This window comes from Sphingomonas sp. GW821-FHT10F09, from assembly GCF_058809195.1.
Genome location: NZ_JBXASI010000007.1, coordinates 46,499 through 63,530 on the forward strand (window position 1 = coordinate 46,499; position 17,032 = coordinate 63,530).

The window sequence follows — 17,032 nt, forward strand, 5'->3', positions numbered from 1 at the left end:
GGGGCTCCGGTCAGATCGAAGGAAGGGGTTGGACGGCAGTCGGATCGATGCCGGAGTCGGTGCCTGCGCCGGGCTCGGGCCACAATCGCGCGGCGAGCGCCTCCAGCCAGTGCGCCGCATCGGCGGCGGGCGCGTCGGCGATCATCGCCCGCTGCCGCACGGGGTCGTGCGTCAGCAGCGCCGTCTCGATCGCCTGCGTCCACGCATCGGCGGACGACGGCAGGTGCGGCCGCACGCAGGCGACGCCGGCGGCGGCGAGCGCCTCCGCCTTGCGATGCTGTTCGTCGAAATAGCGCCATTCCGGCACCGCCAGCCACGGCCGCGCGGCCGCGAGGATCTGCTGGCAGGTGGTGTTGCCGGTCGAGGCGATGACCAGATCGGCCGCGGCGACGTGATCGGCGGCATTGTCCACCCAGCCGCGATGTTCGATATTGGCAGGCTCGGTCGCATGCCAGTCGCGCACCACCGGGCCGATCGTGATCCAGCGCGCCGACGGGCGGCTCCGCGCGCCGACGCCGAGCGGCGCCTGGCCGAACCCGCCGCCGCCGCCGCCCGCCATCACCAGGATCACCTCTTCGTCCGCGCCGACGCCGATCCGCTGCCGCGCCAGCTCGCGCTCCGGCACGCGCGTGTCGACGCCGAGGCCACCGGCGAAACAGGTCCGCTGCCGCATCGCCGCATCCCATTCGGGCTGCGCGAGATCGGCATGGAAAGCGGCGAGCAGCCCCGCCGCACCGTCATAGGCGGCGCGGTGGCCGGCATCGCTCCGATCGCCATGCTGGAGCACCTTGACGTGCGGCACGCTGCAGATGCGTGCGAGCTGTGCGACCTCCGCCGAGACGTCGCAGATCATCAGCGCCGGATCGGCCTCCGCGAACCAGCCGGCCATCCGTGCCATCGCCTGCCGGATGCCGGGCCAGCCGAGCGGCGCGCAATGCAGCGTCGACGGGGTCGGCACCCAGTCGGCGTCGGCCGCCTTGATCCCGGTCGGCTCGAACAGCGACGGGATGCGGACGATCTGCGCCTGCGGCGGCAGGTCCGGAAAGATGTCGTCGCGCGCGCAGAAGATCGTCAGCGGCCGTTCGGCGGGGAGCGCATGCGCGATCGCCGCGCAGCGCTCAGCATGGCCGCGACCCTGATGATGGACGAAATAGCCGAACGGCCGCATCATGCCGCGATCCGCGACGCGACGGTGGCGGGGGCATCGGCCAGGCCGAGCCGCTCCAGTCCCTCCAGCACCCCGGCGGCATGATGCCGCTCCGCGCGGTACAGGCCGGGGCGTTCCGCCAGCATCGCCAGTTCGTCGCCCGCATTGCCGACGACGATCGCGCTGCCGCAGCGCTCCAGCATATCCACGTCGTTGCCGCTGTCTCCCGCCGCGACGCAGTCGGCCAGCGTCAGTCCGAACCGGTCCGCATAGGCGGCGATCGCCGCCGCCTTGCCGCCGGCGGGCGCAAGCACGTCGATCAGCCGGCCATGCGAAAAGATCACCCGCGCCGACAGGCCCGCCGCCGCCAGCGTCGCCCGGATCGCCGCGGCATCCGCCGCATCGCCGAAGAAGCTCAGCTTGTGCGGCCCTGCCGTCGCCTCCGCCTGCGGCGTAATGCCCAGCGGCGCCAGCGCGTCGCGAACCGCGGACAGGTCCCAGTCCGCGTCCAGCGCCGCCGCATAGGCCGGGCACGCCCGCCACGCGCCGTCGTCGCCGGCCAGCATGATGCGCGTGCCGACATCGGTGATGAAGGCGTCCGGCTCCGGCAGCTGCCAGTGCGCCAGCACCGCGCACGCCTCGGCGAACGAGCGCCCGGTCGCGACCACGAACGGGATCGACGCGCTGCGTCGCCAGCCTGCGAATGCCGCCGCCGCCGCCGTGCAGCCGGTCAGCGTATGATCGATATCGCAAGCGAGCAGCGCGGGCTGGCGCCTGAGCCCGCGATAGACCGTCACGGCTTCCGCGGCATAGCGCGTCCAGTCGTAGCGGCCGTGATTGGCCAGCGCCGCGGCGCGGAACCCCGCGTGCGCGGCGGCATCGCCGACGATCGCACGACAGGCGGCGGCGATCGCCACGCCGTCGCGCGGCTCCACCAGCAGGCCATGGCCGATCGCCGCGACGATCTCGGTCGGCCCGCCATAACGCGTCGCCACCACCGGCACGCCGGCCTCGGCCGCCTCGATCAGCGTCAGGCCGAACGGTTCGTGCAGCGCCGGATTGACGAACACCCCGCCCTGCGCCGCGCGCCGGTACAGCGCGGTGACGTCCGCGGCGTCATGGCGTTGCGGCAGAGCGACCCGTCCGCGCAGCGCCGGCGTATCGCACAGGCGGGACAGTTCCGCGCGGATCGCACCCTCTTCGTCGGACGAGCGGCCATCGTCCTGCCCGGCGAGGATCACCAGATTGGCCTGCGCCTGCAACGAAGGGTCGCCGGCATAGGCGCGCACCAGCCCGGCGAGATTCTTCTTGGCGACGGGCCGCGCGATGGCGAGGATGATCGGCAGTTCGGGCCGGTCGACCATCTCTCCCAGCCGATCGACCAGCGTCGGCGCGGTGACGCCGCCCAGCCGCTGCGGCACCCCCGGTGCGATACAGCGGATCCGCCCCTCGACCGCGACGCCATAGGCGCGCACCTGCCGCTCCGCCTCGTCGAGGGTCGAGACGATCAGCGCATCGGCGGCGGTGATCGCCTGCCGCTCGGCGGCGATCCGCGCATCGAGGCCGTCGTCGCCCAGCCCCTGCCCGCGCTTGTCGATCGCGAGCGCGTGCGGCGTGTAGACGAACGGAATGCCGAAGCGCCGCCGCGCCTCGATCGCCACCGCCGCGGCATCGGCGAAATGCGCATGGATGACGTCGGGCAAGGCCGGCAGACGGGCGAGATAGGTACAGAAGGCCGCGACGAAGGCGGGCAATTCGGCCGCCAGCGCTTCCTTTTCGAGATAGAGCGCATTGTCGGTGGAGATGCGGTCGATCGTCACCCGGTCGGCGACGATCTCGCGGCAGACGTCATGCTCGACCGGCAGGTGCGCATCGGCAAAACGACGCGTGACGATGGAGACGTGGCTCACCGCGGGCAGCGCCGCCTGTGCCAGCGCGGCGTCCATCACATAGGCGAGATGACCACCGGAATCGGCGGTGATGCCAAAGTTGATCGGAGGGGCCTTAAGGCAGCCCCCCAACGCCATATGCACTATGAACAAGGCCGCCCCGTTTTGTTTGAACGAGTAACGACCTCACACGCCGTTGTTTCCGCGTACCGATCTGGATCAATACGTTATCCGACATTCCTGACAATCGGTCCCGCACGAGGCGCCGCGGCGCTCCGCCGGGACGCGTGCCGCCGCCTATCCGGCCGGCGTCCGGCGCGGCGCCGGCCGCCGCCACAACAAGGCCGATCCCGCCGCGATCAGCACCGCGTCGATCGCCCAGGCCATCGGATCGCCCGGCCGGGTCGTCGCGAGATGGATCGCCCCCACCGCCAGCGACGACAGCGCCGCGGCGCGGCGCCCGATCGCCACGACCGTGTCTGGCGACCGCAGCCCCTGCGCGACGAGCAGCAGGGCGACCGTCGCGCTCCAATAGACCGGCAGGGCGGGCAGCGCGACGAAGCCGGCCAGCGCAGCGAACAGGATGCCGATCGGCTGCCCCCACAGCACCGCGGGCCAGGCCCGCTCTAGCCGCGGCGCGGCACGCCCCTGTTCGCGCCGCCGCGCGAGCCAGATCGTACCGCCGGTCGCGACGATCAGGGTCAGCCCGGCCCCCAGCACGACATAGATGAGCTTGAGCGGCAGCCCGCCATAGGTGCCGTAATGCAGCGGCGTTATCATGCCATAGACGCGCATGCCGACCGACCCGTCGGTATATCCGGCCTTGGCGAGCAACCGGCCGTCGCCCGCGAAGGTGAACGTCTCGTTGCGGGCGAGATGCGCGGGCGCGGCCACCGCCACCTGTGCGATCTGCCCCGCCCGGCCCGCCTCGTGGAAGAATATCTGCGTGACGCTGGCGCCGGGGATGTCGCGCTGCACCCGCGCGATCATCGCGGCCACGTCGGGCAGCGGCGCCGGTCGGGCGTCCTTGCTCGGCTGCGGTCCGAGCAGCGAGGCGATCGCCTTCTCCTGATCGCCGCGATAGGCGATCAGCGCGACGATCATGATGATGAGGCCCGACAGGCCGAGCAGGGATCCGGTCAGCGACACGACGAGGTGAAAGGGCAGCGCCCAGACGCCGATGCGATTGTGCAGGTCGGCATTGCTCCGCCGCCGCGATCCGCCCCATCGCAACCGGAAGGCGTCCTTGAAGATGCGCCGGTGCGCGAGGATGCCGGTGCCGAGGCTGGCGAGCAGCATCGTCCCGAAGATCCCGACCAGATAGCGGCCGATCGCCCCCGGTACGGTCAGGTTGAAATGGAGCAGTTGGACGAACGCGACGAAGGGCGTGCTGACCGGATCGCCGATCCGCCCCGCCGCATCGACCGACCATTCGGCGCTGCGTCTCTCCCCGATCGCGAAGACGCTCATCCGCGGATATTCGTCGCTCGGCATCCGCACGATCAGGTCGTGGTCGAGATGTTCGGCGCGCGCCCGGGCGAAGGCGCGGTCGATCGTCATCGCCAGCCGCGGCGTCGCCATGCCCCGCACCACCGGGGCATCCGGGCGCTCCCACCGGCCGAGCTGGTCGACGAGCACGATCAGCGTGCCGGACAGGCAGATCGCGTACAGGATCGCGCCGAAGATCAGGCCGAGCCAGCCATGGCCGTCCAGCATCCGGCGGGTGAAATCGCTGGAGGGTGCGCGCATCGGCCTATCCCTGTCCCAGCAGGGCGAGACCCAGGCCGCTGCCGGCCAGCGCCGCCATGCCCGCCGCCGGCATCGGCAGGCGCCGCGCCATCAGCGTCCAGCCGACGAACACCGCCCACAGGCTCGGCACCAGCAATCCCGCCCCGATCAGCCGCGTCTGTTCGGCGAGCGGCGCGCGGGTCGCGATCGCGGCGGCGATCCCGATCGCGGCGGCGAAGCCGAGCGGCCCCGCGACCGCGACCCGGGCGATCCCGCGCGACACGTTGCGGGGGACGGCCGCACCAGCCTGAACACGCTCGCGCGCCGCCCGGTCCGGGCGCCGCTCCAGCCGGGTCAGAATGAAGGCGAAGCCGGCGAGCGCCCATGTCTCGAGCAGCAACGGGATGCCGATCTCGGCGCCGAACGCGGCGATCCAGCAAGCGGCGGAGGCGAGCGCCAGCATCGCCGCGAGGCGGCGAAACACCCGTCCGCGGGCGGGCGTCGCCGACCCGCGCCACAATGCGACGATCGCCCCGACCGTCGCTCCGACTCCGCCCGCCCCCAATATCACCAGCATTTTAACACCTTCGCTAATGCGATTGACTCGCATGTGCATCATGACTAGCTCGCTGCCGTAACGACATTGGGGGGTCAAGATGTTTCTGGTTCGATCGGCGATCGCCGCGCTGCTCTGCTCGTCCGCCGCGCCGCTGGCGGCGCAGGAGGCGCCGGTGGCGGCGACCCCGCCTGCGGAGGATGCGAGCAACGACATCGTCGTCATGGGCGAAAAGGCCAATCGGACGCTGCAGGACACGCCCGCCAGCGTCGCCGTCACCACCGCCGAGACGATCGTCGAACAGAATCTGATCGACGTGTACGACGTGCTCGAACGCACGCCGAACGTCGCGATCGGCGCCAACCGCAACAGCTTCACGATCCGGGGGATCGATGCGTTCAACGTATCAGGCGCCGGCGACGGGGCGCTCGCCAGCGTCTATGTCGATGGCGCGGTGCTGCCGCGCGCCGCGCTGAACAACGGGCCGCTCGACCTCTACGATATCGCGCAGGTCGAGGTGTTTCGCGGGCCGCAGTCGACGGTGCAGGGCCGCAACGCGCTGGCCGGGGCGGTCATCGTGCGGACGACCGATCCCGGTTTCGACTGGAGCGGACGCGCGCGGCTGATGATGACCGACGCCGACGGACAGCGCCGCGCCGCCGGCGCGATCGGCGGCCCGGTCGTCGACGGACAGGTCGCCTTCCGCCTCGCGGGCGAGGTCGCGCGGGCCGACGGCCTGCTCTACAACCGAACGCTGCACCGCGACGCCGATCCCCGCGCCTCGGAGACGATCCGCGGCAAGTTGCTGCTGACGCCGACCGCCCTCCCCGCCCTGCGCGTCGTGGCGACCTATCTGCACGATCGGCACACGCGGGGCGCGTTCGCGAACGAATTCGATGCCCCCTACGCCCGCAACGACCGGATCGTCACCGAGGATGTCGCCTCCGTCAGCCGGATCGTCAGCGATATCGGCACGCTGGAAGCGAGCTACGACCTGGGACACCGTGGCACACTGACGTCGGTCACCAACTATTCGAACGTGCAGGCCGGCTATCTGTCCGATCCGGATCGCAATCCCGAACCCGGGCAGACGAGCAACACCCGCGATCCGGCGAAGACGTACCAGCAGGAGGTGCGGCTCGCGCTCGACCTCGGTTGGGTCGAGGGGCTGGTCGGCGCCTATTATCTGCGCGAGGACAATCGCGGGTACGGCTTCGAGGCGACGCAGAGCCTGAACCTCACCCGTCTCGGCGTCGATCGCCAGTTGCTGGCGCTGGGGCTGACCCGACCGACCGTGGATGCGGTGCTCGCGCTCTATGGCGGCGTCGTGTCGATCCGGAACAGCCTGTCGCAACCGCGCCTGACGCGCAATCTCGCCGGGTTCACCGACCTCACCTTCCCGATCACCGATCGCCTGCGGCTGCGTGCCGGCCTGCGGTACGACAGCGAGCGCCAGCAGCGGGGGGCCACGCAGACGGTGGTCCTGAACGGCGCGCTGCCCGATCCCGCGACGGTGCCGGTCGCGGCGCTGGCGCCGGTCGTCGCCCGGCTCAACGCTCTGCTCGCCGCCACGGCGGCCGGTGCCAACAGCGTCGAACCGGTCCGCACGGTGACCTATGACGCCTGGCTGCCCAAGCTCGGCGCGACATGGGACGTAGCGCGCGACGTGGCGCTCAGCGCGACCGTGCAGCGCGGCTATCGCGCCGGCGGCGCGGGCATCAACCAGCAGCGCGCGCAGGCCTTCACCTACGACCCCGAATATACCTGGAACTACGAACTGGCGCTCCGCTCCGAATGGTTCGGGCGCAAGCTGACCTTCAACGCCAACGCCTATTACATCGACTGGCGGGACCAGCAGGTGGCGGTCCAGCTGACGCCCGGCGCGGTGTTCGATTCGCAGGTCGTGAATGCGGGAAAGTCGCGACTCTACGGGTTCGAGGTGGAGCTGCGCGGCCGCCCCGCCCGGACGCTCGACCTCTACGTCGGCGGCGGCCACAGCCGGTCGAAGTTCCTCGACTTCACCGTTCCGGTCGGGACGGCATCGGGGGCAGCCAACGGCAATGAATTCGGCGGATCGCCGCGCTGGACCGCCTCGGCCGGCATGACGTGGCACCGGACCAACGGCCTGATCGCCAACGTGAACGCGAATTTCCGCAGCGCATTGTTCCAGACCAACGTCGACCAGATCCGGCGCGACATCAGGGGGCTGACGCTGGTCAATGCGAAGACCGGCTGGCAGGGGCGGCATTTCGGCGCATTCCTGATCGCCAGCAACATCCTCGATACGCAACGGCCGACCAGCTTCTACACCGATTTCGACGGCCGCAGGCGTGGCTCGATCAGCGAGCCGCGAGTCGTCGGCCTCAGTTTCGAAGGGCGCTTTTGACCCCCCGCACGCCCCGGCGCCGATCCCGTCGGCCATGGTCGCCGGCCCGATCCACCGCGGATCGGGCCCGGACGAACCGGCGCGTGCCGCCGAGGCACGGGTGACGATCCCCGCCGCCGTGATCGCGCGCGCCGCGCGCTGCTGGCGTACCGCCCGCGATCGGCACGAGCCGGCGCAGCAGCGGCTGCACGGGCTGCTCGCGCCGCTCGGCTACGACATGCTCGCGCCCGTCCTCGACAGCGTGATGACGCTGGGCGAATGCTGCCTCGGCCGCGCCCTGTGTCGCGGCTGTCCGTTCGGCCCCGACGGCGACGAGGCCCTGCTGTGCCGCCTGCTCGCCGATCCGGCGACGCTCGGTCAGCTGCCCCCATGCCTCGCCGCGCGACGGGACCCGGCCGCGCGCGCGATGTTCGCCCACGCGCTGGCGGCGGCGGCGGTGATGATCGACATGGCGCAGGATCGCCCCGGCAAGGCCACGCCCGTCCGCTAGCGCTAACCGTCGATCGGGCCCGAACCCGGGCGGTTCGCCACCCGATCGCACGGCTTGCCGATCCGTCCGAAGCGTGCTGTATTGATAACACACCATTTCCGGGAGAGGCGAACATGCGCAGGACGATCTTGTTGGCAGCCGCGGCAGGAGCAGCATTGATGACGACGAACGCAGGCGCTCAGGCGTCGACATCGGGCGTGGCGCTGATCGAGCGCGCCAAGCTCTTCGGCAACCCGACCCGCACCGCGGGCCAGCTCTCGCCCGACGGCAAGTGGCTCGGCTTCATCGCGCCGCGCGACGGCGTGCTCAACGTCTGGGTCGCGCCCGTCGACGCCCCCGGTCAGGCACGCCCGCTGACCGCCGAGAAGACGCGGCCGATCCGTTCCTATTTCTGGTCGCCCGATTCGCGCCAGATCCTGTTCGTCAACGACAAGGGCGGCGACGAGAACTTCCTGCTCTACGGCGTCGACCTCGCGACCGGCCGGCAGAAGGCGCTGACTCCGTTCGAGAAGACGCGCGTCCAGATCGTCGGCACGTCGGACACGATCAAGGATCGCATCCTCGTCGGCGTCAACAACCGCGACCCGCGCTGGCACGACGTGCAGGAACTCAACCTCGCCACGGGCACGCTCACCCCCGTCTTCCAGAACGACGGCTATGCCGATTTCGTCACCGACGACCAGTTGAAGCTCCGTATCGCGGCGAAGACGCGGCCTGACAGCGGCGTCGATTATTATCGCATCGTCGACAACAAGGTCGAGCCGAAGCCTTTCACCAGCGTCGATTACGAGGATGCGTCCTCGACCGCGCCGCTTGGCTTCACGCAGGACGGCAAGACGCTCTACTGGACCGACGCCCGCGGCCGCGACACCCGCGCGCTGCTCGCGCAGGACATGGCGACGGGCAAATTCACCACGATCGGCGCCGACGACCGCGCCGATGTCGGCGGCGGCCTCACCAATCCGAAGACCGGCAAGGTCGAGGCCTATTCGGTCTATTTCCACCGCAACGAATATGTCCCCGTCGGCGACGCGGTGAAGGCCGACCTCGCCTTCCTGAAAGCGCAGAACAAGGGCGAGTTCTTCGTCGGCAGCCGCACCGATGCCGACGACCGCTGGCTGGTGACCTTCGACCCGGTCACCGCCCCCTCCTCCACCTGGCTCTACGACCGCCGGGCCAGGGCGCTGACCGAGCTCTACACGCCGCGACCGGAGCTGGTCGGGGCGCCGCTGGTCGCGATGGAATCGATCGACATCCCGACCCGCGACGGCCTGTCGATGGTCAGCTACCTGACGCGGCCGAAGAACGCGACCGGGCCCGTGCCGATGGTGCTCTTCGTCCATGGCGGTCCCTGGGCGCGCGACGGCTATGGCTTCAACGGCTATCACCAATGGCTCGCCAATCGCGGTTATGCGGTGCTGTCGGTCAATTATCGCAGCTCGACCGGCTTCGGGAAGAAATTCGTCCAGGCGGGCGACCGGCAATGGGGCCGAAAGATGCACGACGATCTGCTCGACGCGGTCGACTGGGCGGTGAACCGCGGCGTCACCAGCAAGGACAAGGTCGCGATCATGGGCGGCAGCTACGGCGGCTATGCCACGCTCGCTGGCCTGACGATGACGCCGGACGTGTTCGCGTGCGGTGTCGATATCGTCGGGCCGTCGAACCTGTTCACGCTGCTCAAGACGATCCCGCCCTATTGGGAGGCGGGCAAGCAGCAGATGTACCGCCGGATGGGCGACCCCGGCACGCCCGAGGGACAGGCGCTGCTGAAGGAACGCAGCCCGCTGACCTATGCCGACGCGATCAGCAAGCCGCTGCTGATCGGCCAGGGCGCCAACGATCCCCGCGTCAACGTCGCCGAGAGCGACCAGATCGTCGCTGCGATGAAGGCGAAGAACATCCCCGTCACCTATGTCGTCTTCCCGGACGAGGGCCATGGCTTCGCCCGCCCGGTCAACAACATCGCGTTCAACGCCGTCGCCGAGAACTTCCTCGCCAAATGCCTCGGCGGCCGCGCCGAACCGGTCGGCGACGCGCTGACTGCGTCGACCGCGCAGGTGAAGGCCGGCCAGGTGGACGGCGCCGCGGCCGCGCGCTGACCGATGACGGCGCGGTCGGGCATCTGCCCGCACCCGACCGCGCCGTCCGCCTTCACCTGCGCAGCATCGCGAATGTGCCACCGGGCACAGTGACGGCGGTTTGGTTCGCGGACGGCGCAGGGCATGATGGGCCATGACGTCTTCATCGCCAGACACGATCCGGATCGCCGCCGGCACGGTGCGAGGTCGCCGGGTCGGCGATCTCACCGTCTTCCGCGGCATCGCCTATGCCGCCGCGCCCGTAGGGGAACGCCGCTTCCAGCCGCCGCAGCCGGTCGCGCCATGGTCCGGCATCCGCGAGGCGAGCGACCCCGGTCCCAACGCCCCGCAACGGACGCGGGTCGTTCCGGGGCTGGACGCCGCGCCGCTGATCGGTCGCGGCTGGTCGCAGGGCGACGATTATCTCACGCTGGATATCTGGCAGCCGGCCGGGGCGGATCGGCCCCTGCCGGTCATGCTGTTCATCCACGGCGGCGGCTTCGTCGTCGGCAGCAAGGATGCGGGCGTGCAGGATGGCGCGACCTTCGCACGCGACGGCATCCTGTACGTCGCGATCAACTATCGGATGGGCGTCGACGGCTTTCTGCCGATCCCCGGCGTGCCGACCAATCTCGGCCTGCGCGACATGATCGCCGCGCTGCACTGGGTACAGGCGAACATCGCCTGCTTCGGCGGCGATCCCGGCAATGTCACCGTCTTCGGCGAAAGCGCCGGCGCGATGGCGATCGCCGACCTGATCGCCTCGCCGCTCGCCGACGGGCTGTTCGCACGCGCGATCGTGCAGAGCGGCCATGGCGGCATGACCCGCCCCCTTCCCGTCGCGCAGCGGCTGGTGCGCAAGATGGCCGGGCTGCTCGGCATCACCCCGCACCGCGCCGGCTTCGAAGGCGTGGCGCCGGGCAACGCGCTGCTCGACGCGGTGGAAAAGGTATCGCAGCCGACCACCCGCCTCGACCTTCGCGATGACAACGGGCGCGAGCCGGTGTTCGGGATCAGCCGCTTCGTCCCCGTCCATGGCGACGACGTCCTGCCGCTCCCGCCGCTCGACGCGCTCGAACGGGGCGCCGGCGCCGGGGTGCAGCTGCTGATCGGTAGCAATGCCGAGGAGATGAACCTGTATCTCGTGCCGTCGGGAGTCCGCGACCGGCTGCGCCACCGGATGGGGTCGCTGCTCGCCTGGTTCGTGCTGCGCAAGTCGCAACCCCGCGCCTGGGCTGTCCTCCGCGCCTATGGCATGGGCCGCGGCAAGACCCCGGGGCAGGCGCTGACCGACGCGATGACCGACCTCGTCTTCCGCTGGCCCGCCCGCCGCTTCGCCGAGGCGCATCGCGGCGTCACCCATCTGTACGAATTCGAATGGCGCTCGCCGCGGTACGATGATGGGCTCGGCGCGTCGCACGGCATGGAGCTGCCCTTCGTGTTCGATAGCCTCGCCACCTGCACCGGCGAGGACGGGCTGTGCGGCACCGCGCCGCCGCAGGATCTCGCGACGCGCGTCCATGCGATCTGGGTGCAGTTCGCCCGCGACGGATCGCTGCCCTGGGCGCCGTTCGATCGCGAGACGCGACAGGTCTACCATCTTGCCGCGGGCAAGACGGTCACCGAGCCGGTGATGCCCGCCGCCGCCTTCCTGCCATGACCGCCCCTGCGCCCGCCATCGGCCAAGTCGAAATGCCGATCGGCACAGCCGCACGACCTTTCCGATAGGTTTAGGAGGGCGCAAAACCTTTCTGACAGGTGGGCGAAGACTCACCGGCCGTAGAGAGGATCCCATGATGCGCCTTCGCACCCTGCTTGTCGCCACCACCGCGTTCCTGGTGCTGCCCGCCGCCGCCCAGGCGCAGGTCGCCGAGGCGCCCGACGCCACCGACACCACCCCGGGCAGGGCAACCGGCCCCGCGCCGCAGACCGGCGATCAGGAGATCGTCGTCACCGCCCGCAAGCGTGCCGAAACCCTGCTCGACGTGCCGATCGCCGCCACCGCGATCAGTGGCAACACGCTGACCGAACGCGGCATCAATTCGGTGCGAGAGGCGGCGACGCTGACCCCCGGCCTTAACATCACCAGCGACGGATCGGGCCGCGCCTTCGTCTCGATCCGCGGCGTCGGCGTGACGCTGGTCCAGTCGGTCCAGCCCGGCGTCGGCCTGTTCATCAACGGCATCTACCAACCCAACACGTCCTACCTCAACAACCCGCTGCTCGACATCGACCGGATCGAGGTGCTGCGCGGCCCGCAGGGGACGCTGTACGGCAAGAATACTTTGGGCGGCGCGATCAACGTCATCACCCGCCAGCCGTCGAACGAGACCGAGGCGCGCGGCAATTTCAGCGTCGCCGGCCCCGACGACAGCTTCCTCGCCAGCGCATCGGTCAGCGGGCCGATTATCAAGGATGTGCTACAGGTCCGCCTCGCCGCCGGGCATCGCCAGCAGGACGGCTTCCTGCGCAACACCATCCTCGGCATCGACGCGAGCCCGTTCAAGACCGACTCGCTCAACGGCACGATCCGCTTCGTCCCCACCGGCGACGTGGTGCTGACCGTGAACGGCTATTACGACTGGGTGAAGGGCGCCAACACGCCCTATGCGCGTGTCGCCGGTCCGACCGATTACTCGCGGATCGTCCAGTATAACGTGCCGAGCCGCGTCGAATATCGCTATCGCGGCGTCAACGCGCGGCTGGAAACGCCGATCGAGGGCATCAATTCGAAATTCACGCTCGTCGGCTCGTACGACGCCCGCAACGGCGTCTCGCCCGATACCGATGCCGATTTCGGCCCTGCCGACATCGCCCGCAGCAACGGCACCGACCGCCTGCGCACCAAGACGGTTGAAACCCGCCTCGATACCGAGATCGGCAGCACGCTGAGTTCGCTGATCGGCCTTTTCTACAGCCGCGAGGAAACCGGTGCCTTCGACCGCACGCGCATCCTGCCCGCCAATCTTACCCGCCTGACCAACAATGCGACCAGAGCCGACACCTACGCCGCCTTCGGTACGCTGTTCTGGAAGCCGACCACCGCATGGGAGGTCGCGCTCGGCCTGCGCTACGATCACGAAAAGCGCAGCGCCGACGGCAACGTGTCGATCAGCGTCGGCCCGGCGACGCTGCCGACCACCTTCACCTCCGCGCAGCTCAAGTCCGATCAGGTCGAACCCCGCCTGTCGGTGACGCGCCACTGGTCGAGCCAGCTGATGACCTATGCCTCGGTCGCGCGCGGCTATCGCGGCGGCGGCTTCAACGCGCCGACCGCGCCAATCCGCCAGTATAAGGGCGACAGCGCCTGGACCTATGAGATCGGCACAAAATACGTTTCGCCAGACCGCAAGCTCAGCCTGTCGGGCGACGTCTTCTACAACGATTATCGCAACTATATCGGCCTCAACTCGATCGCGCCGGCCGCGGGCGGCGGCCTCGTCACCGTCGACCTCAATTCCGGCGACGTCGAAAGCTATGGCGCCGAACTGGAAGCCACGATCCGCCCGGTCAGCAACTGGTCGATCAACGGCAGCGTCACCTACATCCACGCACGCCTGACCGATTCTTCGCCCTATACGCGCGTCACTGGCCGCACGCTGTCGTCCGACCGGCTGACCTTCCAGCCCGACTGGACCGGCAATCTCTACACCGACTACACGATCCCGCTGGGCGGCACCGACAGCCTGACCCTGACCGGCGGCGTCGTCGCCAAGGGCAGCCGCCTCGCCGGCACGCTCAACCAGACGGTGCCGACGATCCTGCGCCCCTATGCGCTGGTCAACGCCGCGATCACCTATCGCAGCGGCCCGCTGGAGCTGGCGGTGTTCGCCAACAACCTGCTCCAGAAGGAGTATTTCGACGCCTATATCGAAAAGACGACGTTGCAGCTCGCCGGGCTGCCCGCGTCCGATCTGGGCATCATCGGCGATCGCCGCCGCATCGGCGCGCGCCTCGGCTTCAGGTTCTGATCCCATGCATATCGACACCAGCATCGCACGCGCGGCCCTCGACCCGGCGTTCGTCGGGCGGCTGCGCGAACGGTTCGGCGCCAGCTTCACCACCTCGCCCGCGATGCTGCAGCAGCATGGCGCGAACGAGGCGCATTTCGACGTCGTCCTGCCCGATGCGGTCGTCTTCGCCCGCTCGACCGAGGATGTCGTCGATCTGGTGAAACTGTGCGTCGCCGCCGACGTGCCGATCGTCCCGTTCGGCGCGGGCACCTCGATCGAGGGCAATGCGGTGCCGGTGCGCGGCGGCGTCAGCGTCAATCTGGGCGAAATGAACCGCATCGTCGCGGTCAACCCGGAGGATTTCGACTGCGTCGTCGAGGCCGGCTGCCGCCGCGAGCAGCTCAACGAACACCTGCGCGATACCGGCCTGTTCTTTCCCATCGATCCCGGCGCGAATGCGACGATCGGCGGCATGGCGTCGACGCGGGCGAGCGGCACCAACGCCGTCCGCTACGGCACGATGCGCGAGGCGGTGCTCAGCCTCAAGGTCGTCACCCCCGACGGCAACGTCATCACCACCGCGCGCCGCGCGCGCAAATCGGCGGCGGGCTACGACCTCACCCGCCTCTACGTCGGCAGCGAGGGCACGCTCGGCATCATCACCGAGGTGACGCTGCGGCTGCACCCGATCCCGGAGACGATCTCGGCCGCGGTCTGCGGCTTCGCGACGCTGGAGGGCGCGGTCGACACCGTCGTCCAGTCGATCCAGGCCGGCGTGCCGCTCGCCCGCGTCGAGATCCTCGACGACATGCAGATCCGCGCGGTCAACGCCTGGTCGAAACTGTCGCTGCCCGAGGTGACGACCCTGTTCTTCGAATTCCACGGTTCGCCCGGCGGCGTCGCCGAGCAGGTCGAGATGGTCGGCATGCTCGCGGCGGAGAATGGCGGCGGCGCCTTCGCCTGGTCGACCCTGCCCGAGGATCGCGCGAAACTGTGGAAGGCGCGGCACGAGGCCTATTACGCCGCCGTCGCGCTCCGCCCCGGCGCAGTCGGCTGGGCGACCGACGTGTGCGTGCCGATCAGCCGTCTGCCCGAATGCATCACCGCGACCAAGGCGGATCTCGCGACGTGCAGCGTCCCCGCGACGATCCTCGGCCATGTCGGCGACGGCAATTTCCACGTCATCTTTGCGATGGACCCCGCCTCCGCCGAAGACCTTGCCGAGGTGCAGGCGGTCAACGCCCGGCTCGTCGCCCGGGCGCTGGCGATGGACGGCACCTGCACCGGCGAACACGGCATCGGCATCGGCAAGCAGCAATGGCTGGTCGAGGAACTGGGCGACGCGGTCGACGTGATGCGCACGCTCAAGCGGGCGCTGGACCCCAAAGACCTGTTCAACCCGGGCAAGATCTTCAGCCTCTAGCCATCGCCCCCCCTCCCGCCGGGCAGGGGGCGCCCATCCCGAACAGGAGCCGCCATGGCCACCACCCGCCCCTTCGCCCGTTCGCTCCTGCCCCTACTCGCGCTCGCGCTCGCGATGATGCTCGGCTTCACCATGCTGGCCTCGTTCGGTACGGTGCAAGAGGGCGCGAAGGCGGAGATGCGGCTCAGCGACTATGCGCTCAGCCTGATCCAGGGGTTGAGCGCCGCGCTGCCGCTCGCGCTGTTCTCGATCCCGATCGGCATCCTCGTCGATCGTCACAACCGGGTGCGGATCATGACCGGGCTGGTCGCGATCTTCGTCGTCGGCACGATGCTGACCGCGGTGGCGCAGAGCGTCTGGCTGCTGTTCGTGGCGCGGATGCTGGTCGGGATCGGCACCACCGGCGCGCTCACCGCGGCGCTGTCGCTGTGCGCCGACCTGTGCGCGCCGGAACAGCGCGGGCGGGCGTTGCTGGTCGTCAACCTCGGCAAGTCGCTGGGGCAGGCGCTGGCGTTCGGGCTGACCGGCGCGCTGTTCGGCCTGTTCCTGCACGGGCGGGCGCCCGACTGGTTCTGGCACGCCGCCCCGTGGCGCAGCGCGCACCTCGCGCTCGCGATGCTCGGCGGCCTCTGCATGATCCCGCTCCTGCTGCTGCGTGAACCGGCACGGCAGGAGGTGGCGGCGAGCACGCATGCGCCCTTCCGCGTCATCGCAGCCGAACTGTGGGCGCGGCGCGCCTTCCTGATCCCGCTGTTCATGGGGCAGGTCAGCGTCGTGATGGCCGATGCCGCGGCGGCGATCTGGGCCGCGCCGGTGCTGTCGCGCAGCTTCGGGTTGCGGCCCGACGAGTTCGCTGGCTGGATGGGATCGGTGATCTTCGCCGCCGGGCTGCTGGGCGCCATCGTCGGTGGACTCGCGGCGGACTGGGGGCAGAAGAGCGGTCGCCGGGGCGGCCTGCTGATCGCCGCGGTCGCCGCCGCCGCGATCGGCATTCCCGCCGCCGTCTTTCCGATCGTACCGTCGGTGCCGCTGTTCGCGGTCGCGCTCGGCACGCTGATCCTGTGCGGATCGGTGACCGGTGTCGTCACCTCGGTCGCGCTCACCGTCTTCATCCCCAACGAATTGCGCGGGCTGTGCATCGGCGCCTTCATCGCGGTCGCCGGGATGATCGGCTTCGGGCTCGCGCCGACCCTGGTCGCCGCGGCGAGCAGCCTGCTCGGCGGCGAACAGAACCTCGACCGCGGTCTGGCCAGCGTCGGCGTCGCCACCAGCGCCCTGTCACTGGCCGCCTTCATCGTCGCGATGCGCCGCGCCCCTGCGTCGGCAACGGCTCAACCTATCTGAAAGCTCTTGCATCAGCTATCGGATAGCTTCAACAT

The 17,032-nt window shown here is 69.9% G+C and carries 11 protein-coding genes; 7 read left to right on the forward strand and 4 right to left on the reverse strand.

Features of this window, described 5'->3' with window-relative positions; translation table 11 throughout:
- Positions 1-10: 10 nt before the first annotated feature.
- The 4 genes from AC1RTO_RS17440 to AC1RTO_RS17455 form a co-directional block, all read right to left on the reverse strand.
- On the reverse strand, positions 11-1,171 hold the full coding sequence (locus AC1RTO_RS17440) for a glycosyltransferase (protein ID WP_493162074.1): 1,161 nt from the start codon (positions 1,169-1,171) through the stop codon (positions 11-13).
- Positions 1,168-3,174, reverse strand: coding sequence for an HAD family hydrolase (locus AC1RTO_RS17445; protein WP_493162075.1), 2,007 nt, complete (start codon positions 3,172-3,174; stop codon positions 1,168-1,170). Before AC1RTO_RS17445 ends, AC1RTO_RS17440 begins: the two co-directional genes overlap by 4 nt.
- A 159-nt stretch (positions 3,175-3,333) precedes the next feature.
- Positions 3,334-4,785, reverse strand: coding sequence for a PepSY-associated TM helix domain-containing protein (locus AC1RTO_RS17450; RefSeq protein WP_493162076.1), 1,452 nt, complete (start codon positions 4,783-4,785; stop codon positions 3,334-3,336).
- 4 nt (positions 4,786-4,789) lie between these two features.
- The gene (locus tag AC1RTO_RS17455) at positions 4,790-5,341 is read right to left on the reverse strand and encodes a hypothetical protein (protein ID WP_493162077.1); all 552 of its coding nucleotides are present in this window, start codon (positions 5,339-5,341) and stop codon (positions 4,790-4,792) included.
- 79 nt (positions 5,342-5,420) lie between these two features.
- Between AC1RTO_RS17455 and AC1RTO_RS17460 the strand changes: the two genes are divergently transcribed.
- From AC1RTO_RS17460 to AC1RTO_RS17490, 7 genes are all read left to right on the forward strand, one after another.
- The gene (locus AC1RTO_RS17460; RefSeq protein ID WP_493162078.1) at positions 5,421-7,706 is read left to right on the forward strand and encodes a TonB-dependent receptor; all 2,286 of its coding nucleotides are present in this window, start codon (positions 5,421-5,423) and stop codon (positions 7,704-7,706) included.
- 34 nt (positions 7,707-7,740) lie between these two features.
- Complete coding sequence (locus AC1RTO_RS17465; protein ID WP_493162079.1) at positions 7,741-8,196, forward strand: hypothetical protein; 456 nt, start codon at positions 7,741-7,743, stop codon at positions 8,194-8,196.
- 158 nt (positions 8,197-8,354) lie between these two features.
- Positions 8,355-10,298, forward strand: a complete 1,944-nt coding sequence (locus AC1RTO_RS17470) for a S9 family peptidase (protein WP_493162080.1) — start codon at positions 8,355-8,357, stop codon at positions 10,296-10,298.
- A gap of 133 nt (positions 10,299-10,431) precedes the next feature.
- A complete protein-coding gene (locus AC1RTO_RS17475) occupies positions 10,432-11,937 on the forward strand; it encodes a carboxylesterase/lipase family protein (protein WP_493162081.1) in 1,506 nt (501 codons plus the stop codon).
- A 136-nt stretch (positions 11,938-12,073) separates the two neighbouring features.
- On the forward strand, positions 12,074-14,248 hold the full coding sequence (locus AC1RTO_RS17480; protein WP_493162082.1) for a TonB-dependent receptor: 2,175 nt from the start codon (positions 12,074-12,076) through the stop codon (positions 14,246-14,248).
- A gap of 4 nt (positions 14,249-14,252) precedes the next feature.
- Positions 14,253-15,653 carry an FAD-binding oxidoreductase gene (locus AC1RTO_RS17485; RefSeq protein WP_493162083.1) on the forward strand — a complete coding sequence of 467 codons (1,401 nt, stop codon included), beginning with the start codon at positions 14,253-14,255 and terminating at the stop codon, positions 15,651-15,653.
- Between the two features lie 54 nt (positions 15,654-15,707).
- On the forward strand, positions 15,708-16,997 hold the full coding sequence (locus AC1RTO_RS17490) for an MFS transporter (RefSeq protein WP_493162084.1): 1,290 nt from the start codon (positions 15,708-15,710) through the stop codon (positions 16,995-16,997).
- Positions 16,998-17,032 lie beyond the last annotated feature (35 nt).

Coding starts and splice junctions, on each gene's coding strand:
- AC1RTO_RS17440 (WP_493162074.1), bottom strand. CDS start 1,171: ATGATGCGGCCGTTCGGCTATTTCGTCCATCATCAGGGTCGCGGCCAT.
- AC1RTO_RS17445 (WP_493162075.1), bottom strand. CDS start 3,174: ATGGCGTTGGGGGGCTGCCTTAAGGCCCCTCCGATCAACTTTGGCATC.
- AC1RTO_RS17450 (WP_493162076.1), bottom strand. CDS start 4,785: ATGCGCGCACCCTCCAGCGATTTCACCCGCCGGATGCTGGACGGCCAT.
- AC1RTO_RS17455 (WP_493162077.1), bottom strand. CDS start 5,341: ATGCTGGTGATATTGGGGGCGGGCGGAGTCGGAGCGACGGTCGGGGCG.
- AC1RTO_RS17460 (WP_493162078.1), top strand. CDS start 5,421: ATGTTTCTGGTTCGATCGGCGATCGCCGCGCTGCTCTGCTCGTCCGCC.
- AC1RTO_RS17465 (WP_493162079.1), top strand. CDS start 7,741: ATGGTCGCCGGCCCGATCCACCGCGGATCGGGCCCGGACGAACCGGCG.
- AC1RTO_RS17470 (WP_493162080.1), top strand. CDS start 8,355: ATGACGACGAACGCAGGCGCTCAGGCGTCGACATCGGGCGTGGCGCTG.
- AC1RTO_RS17475 (WP_493162081.1), top strand. CDS start 10,432: ATGACGTCTTCATCGCCAGACACGATCCGGATCGCCGCCGGCACGGTG.
- AC1RTO_RS17480 (WP_493162082.1), top strand. CDS start 12,074: ATGCGCCTTCGCACCCTGCTTGTCGCCACCACCGCGTTCCTGGTGCTG.
- AC1RTO_RS17485 (WP_493162083.1), top strand. CDS start 14,253: ATGCATATCGACACCAGCATCGCACGCGCGGCCCTCGACCCGGCGTTC.
- AC1RTO_RS17490 (WP_493162084.1), top strand. CDS start 15,708: ATGGCCACCACCCGCCCCTTCGCCCGTTCGCTCCTGCCCCTACTCGCG.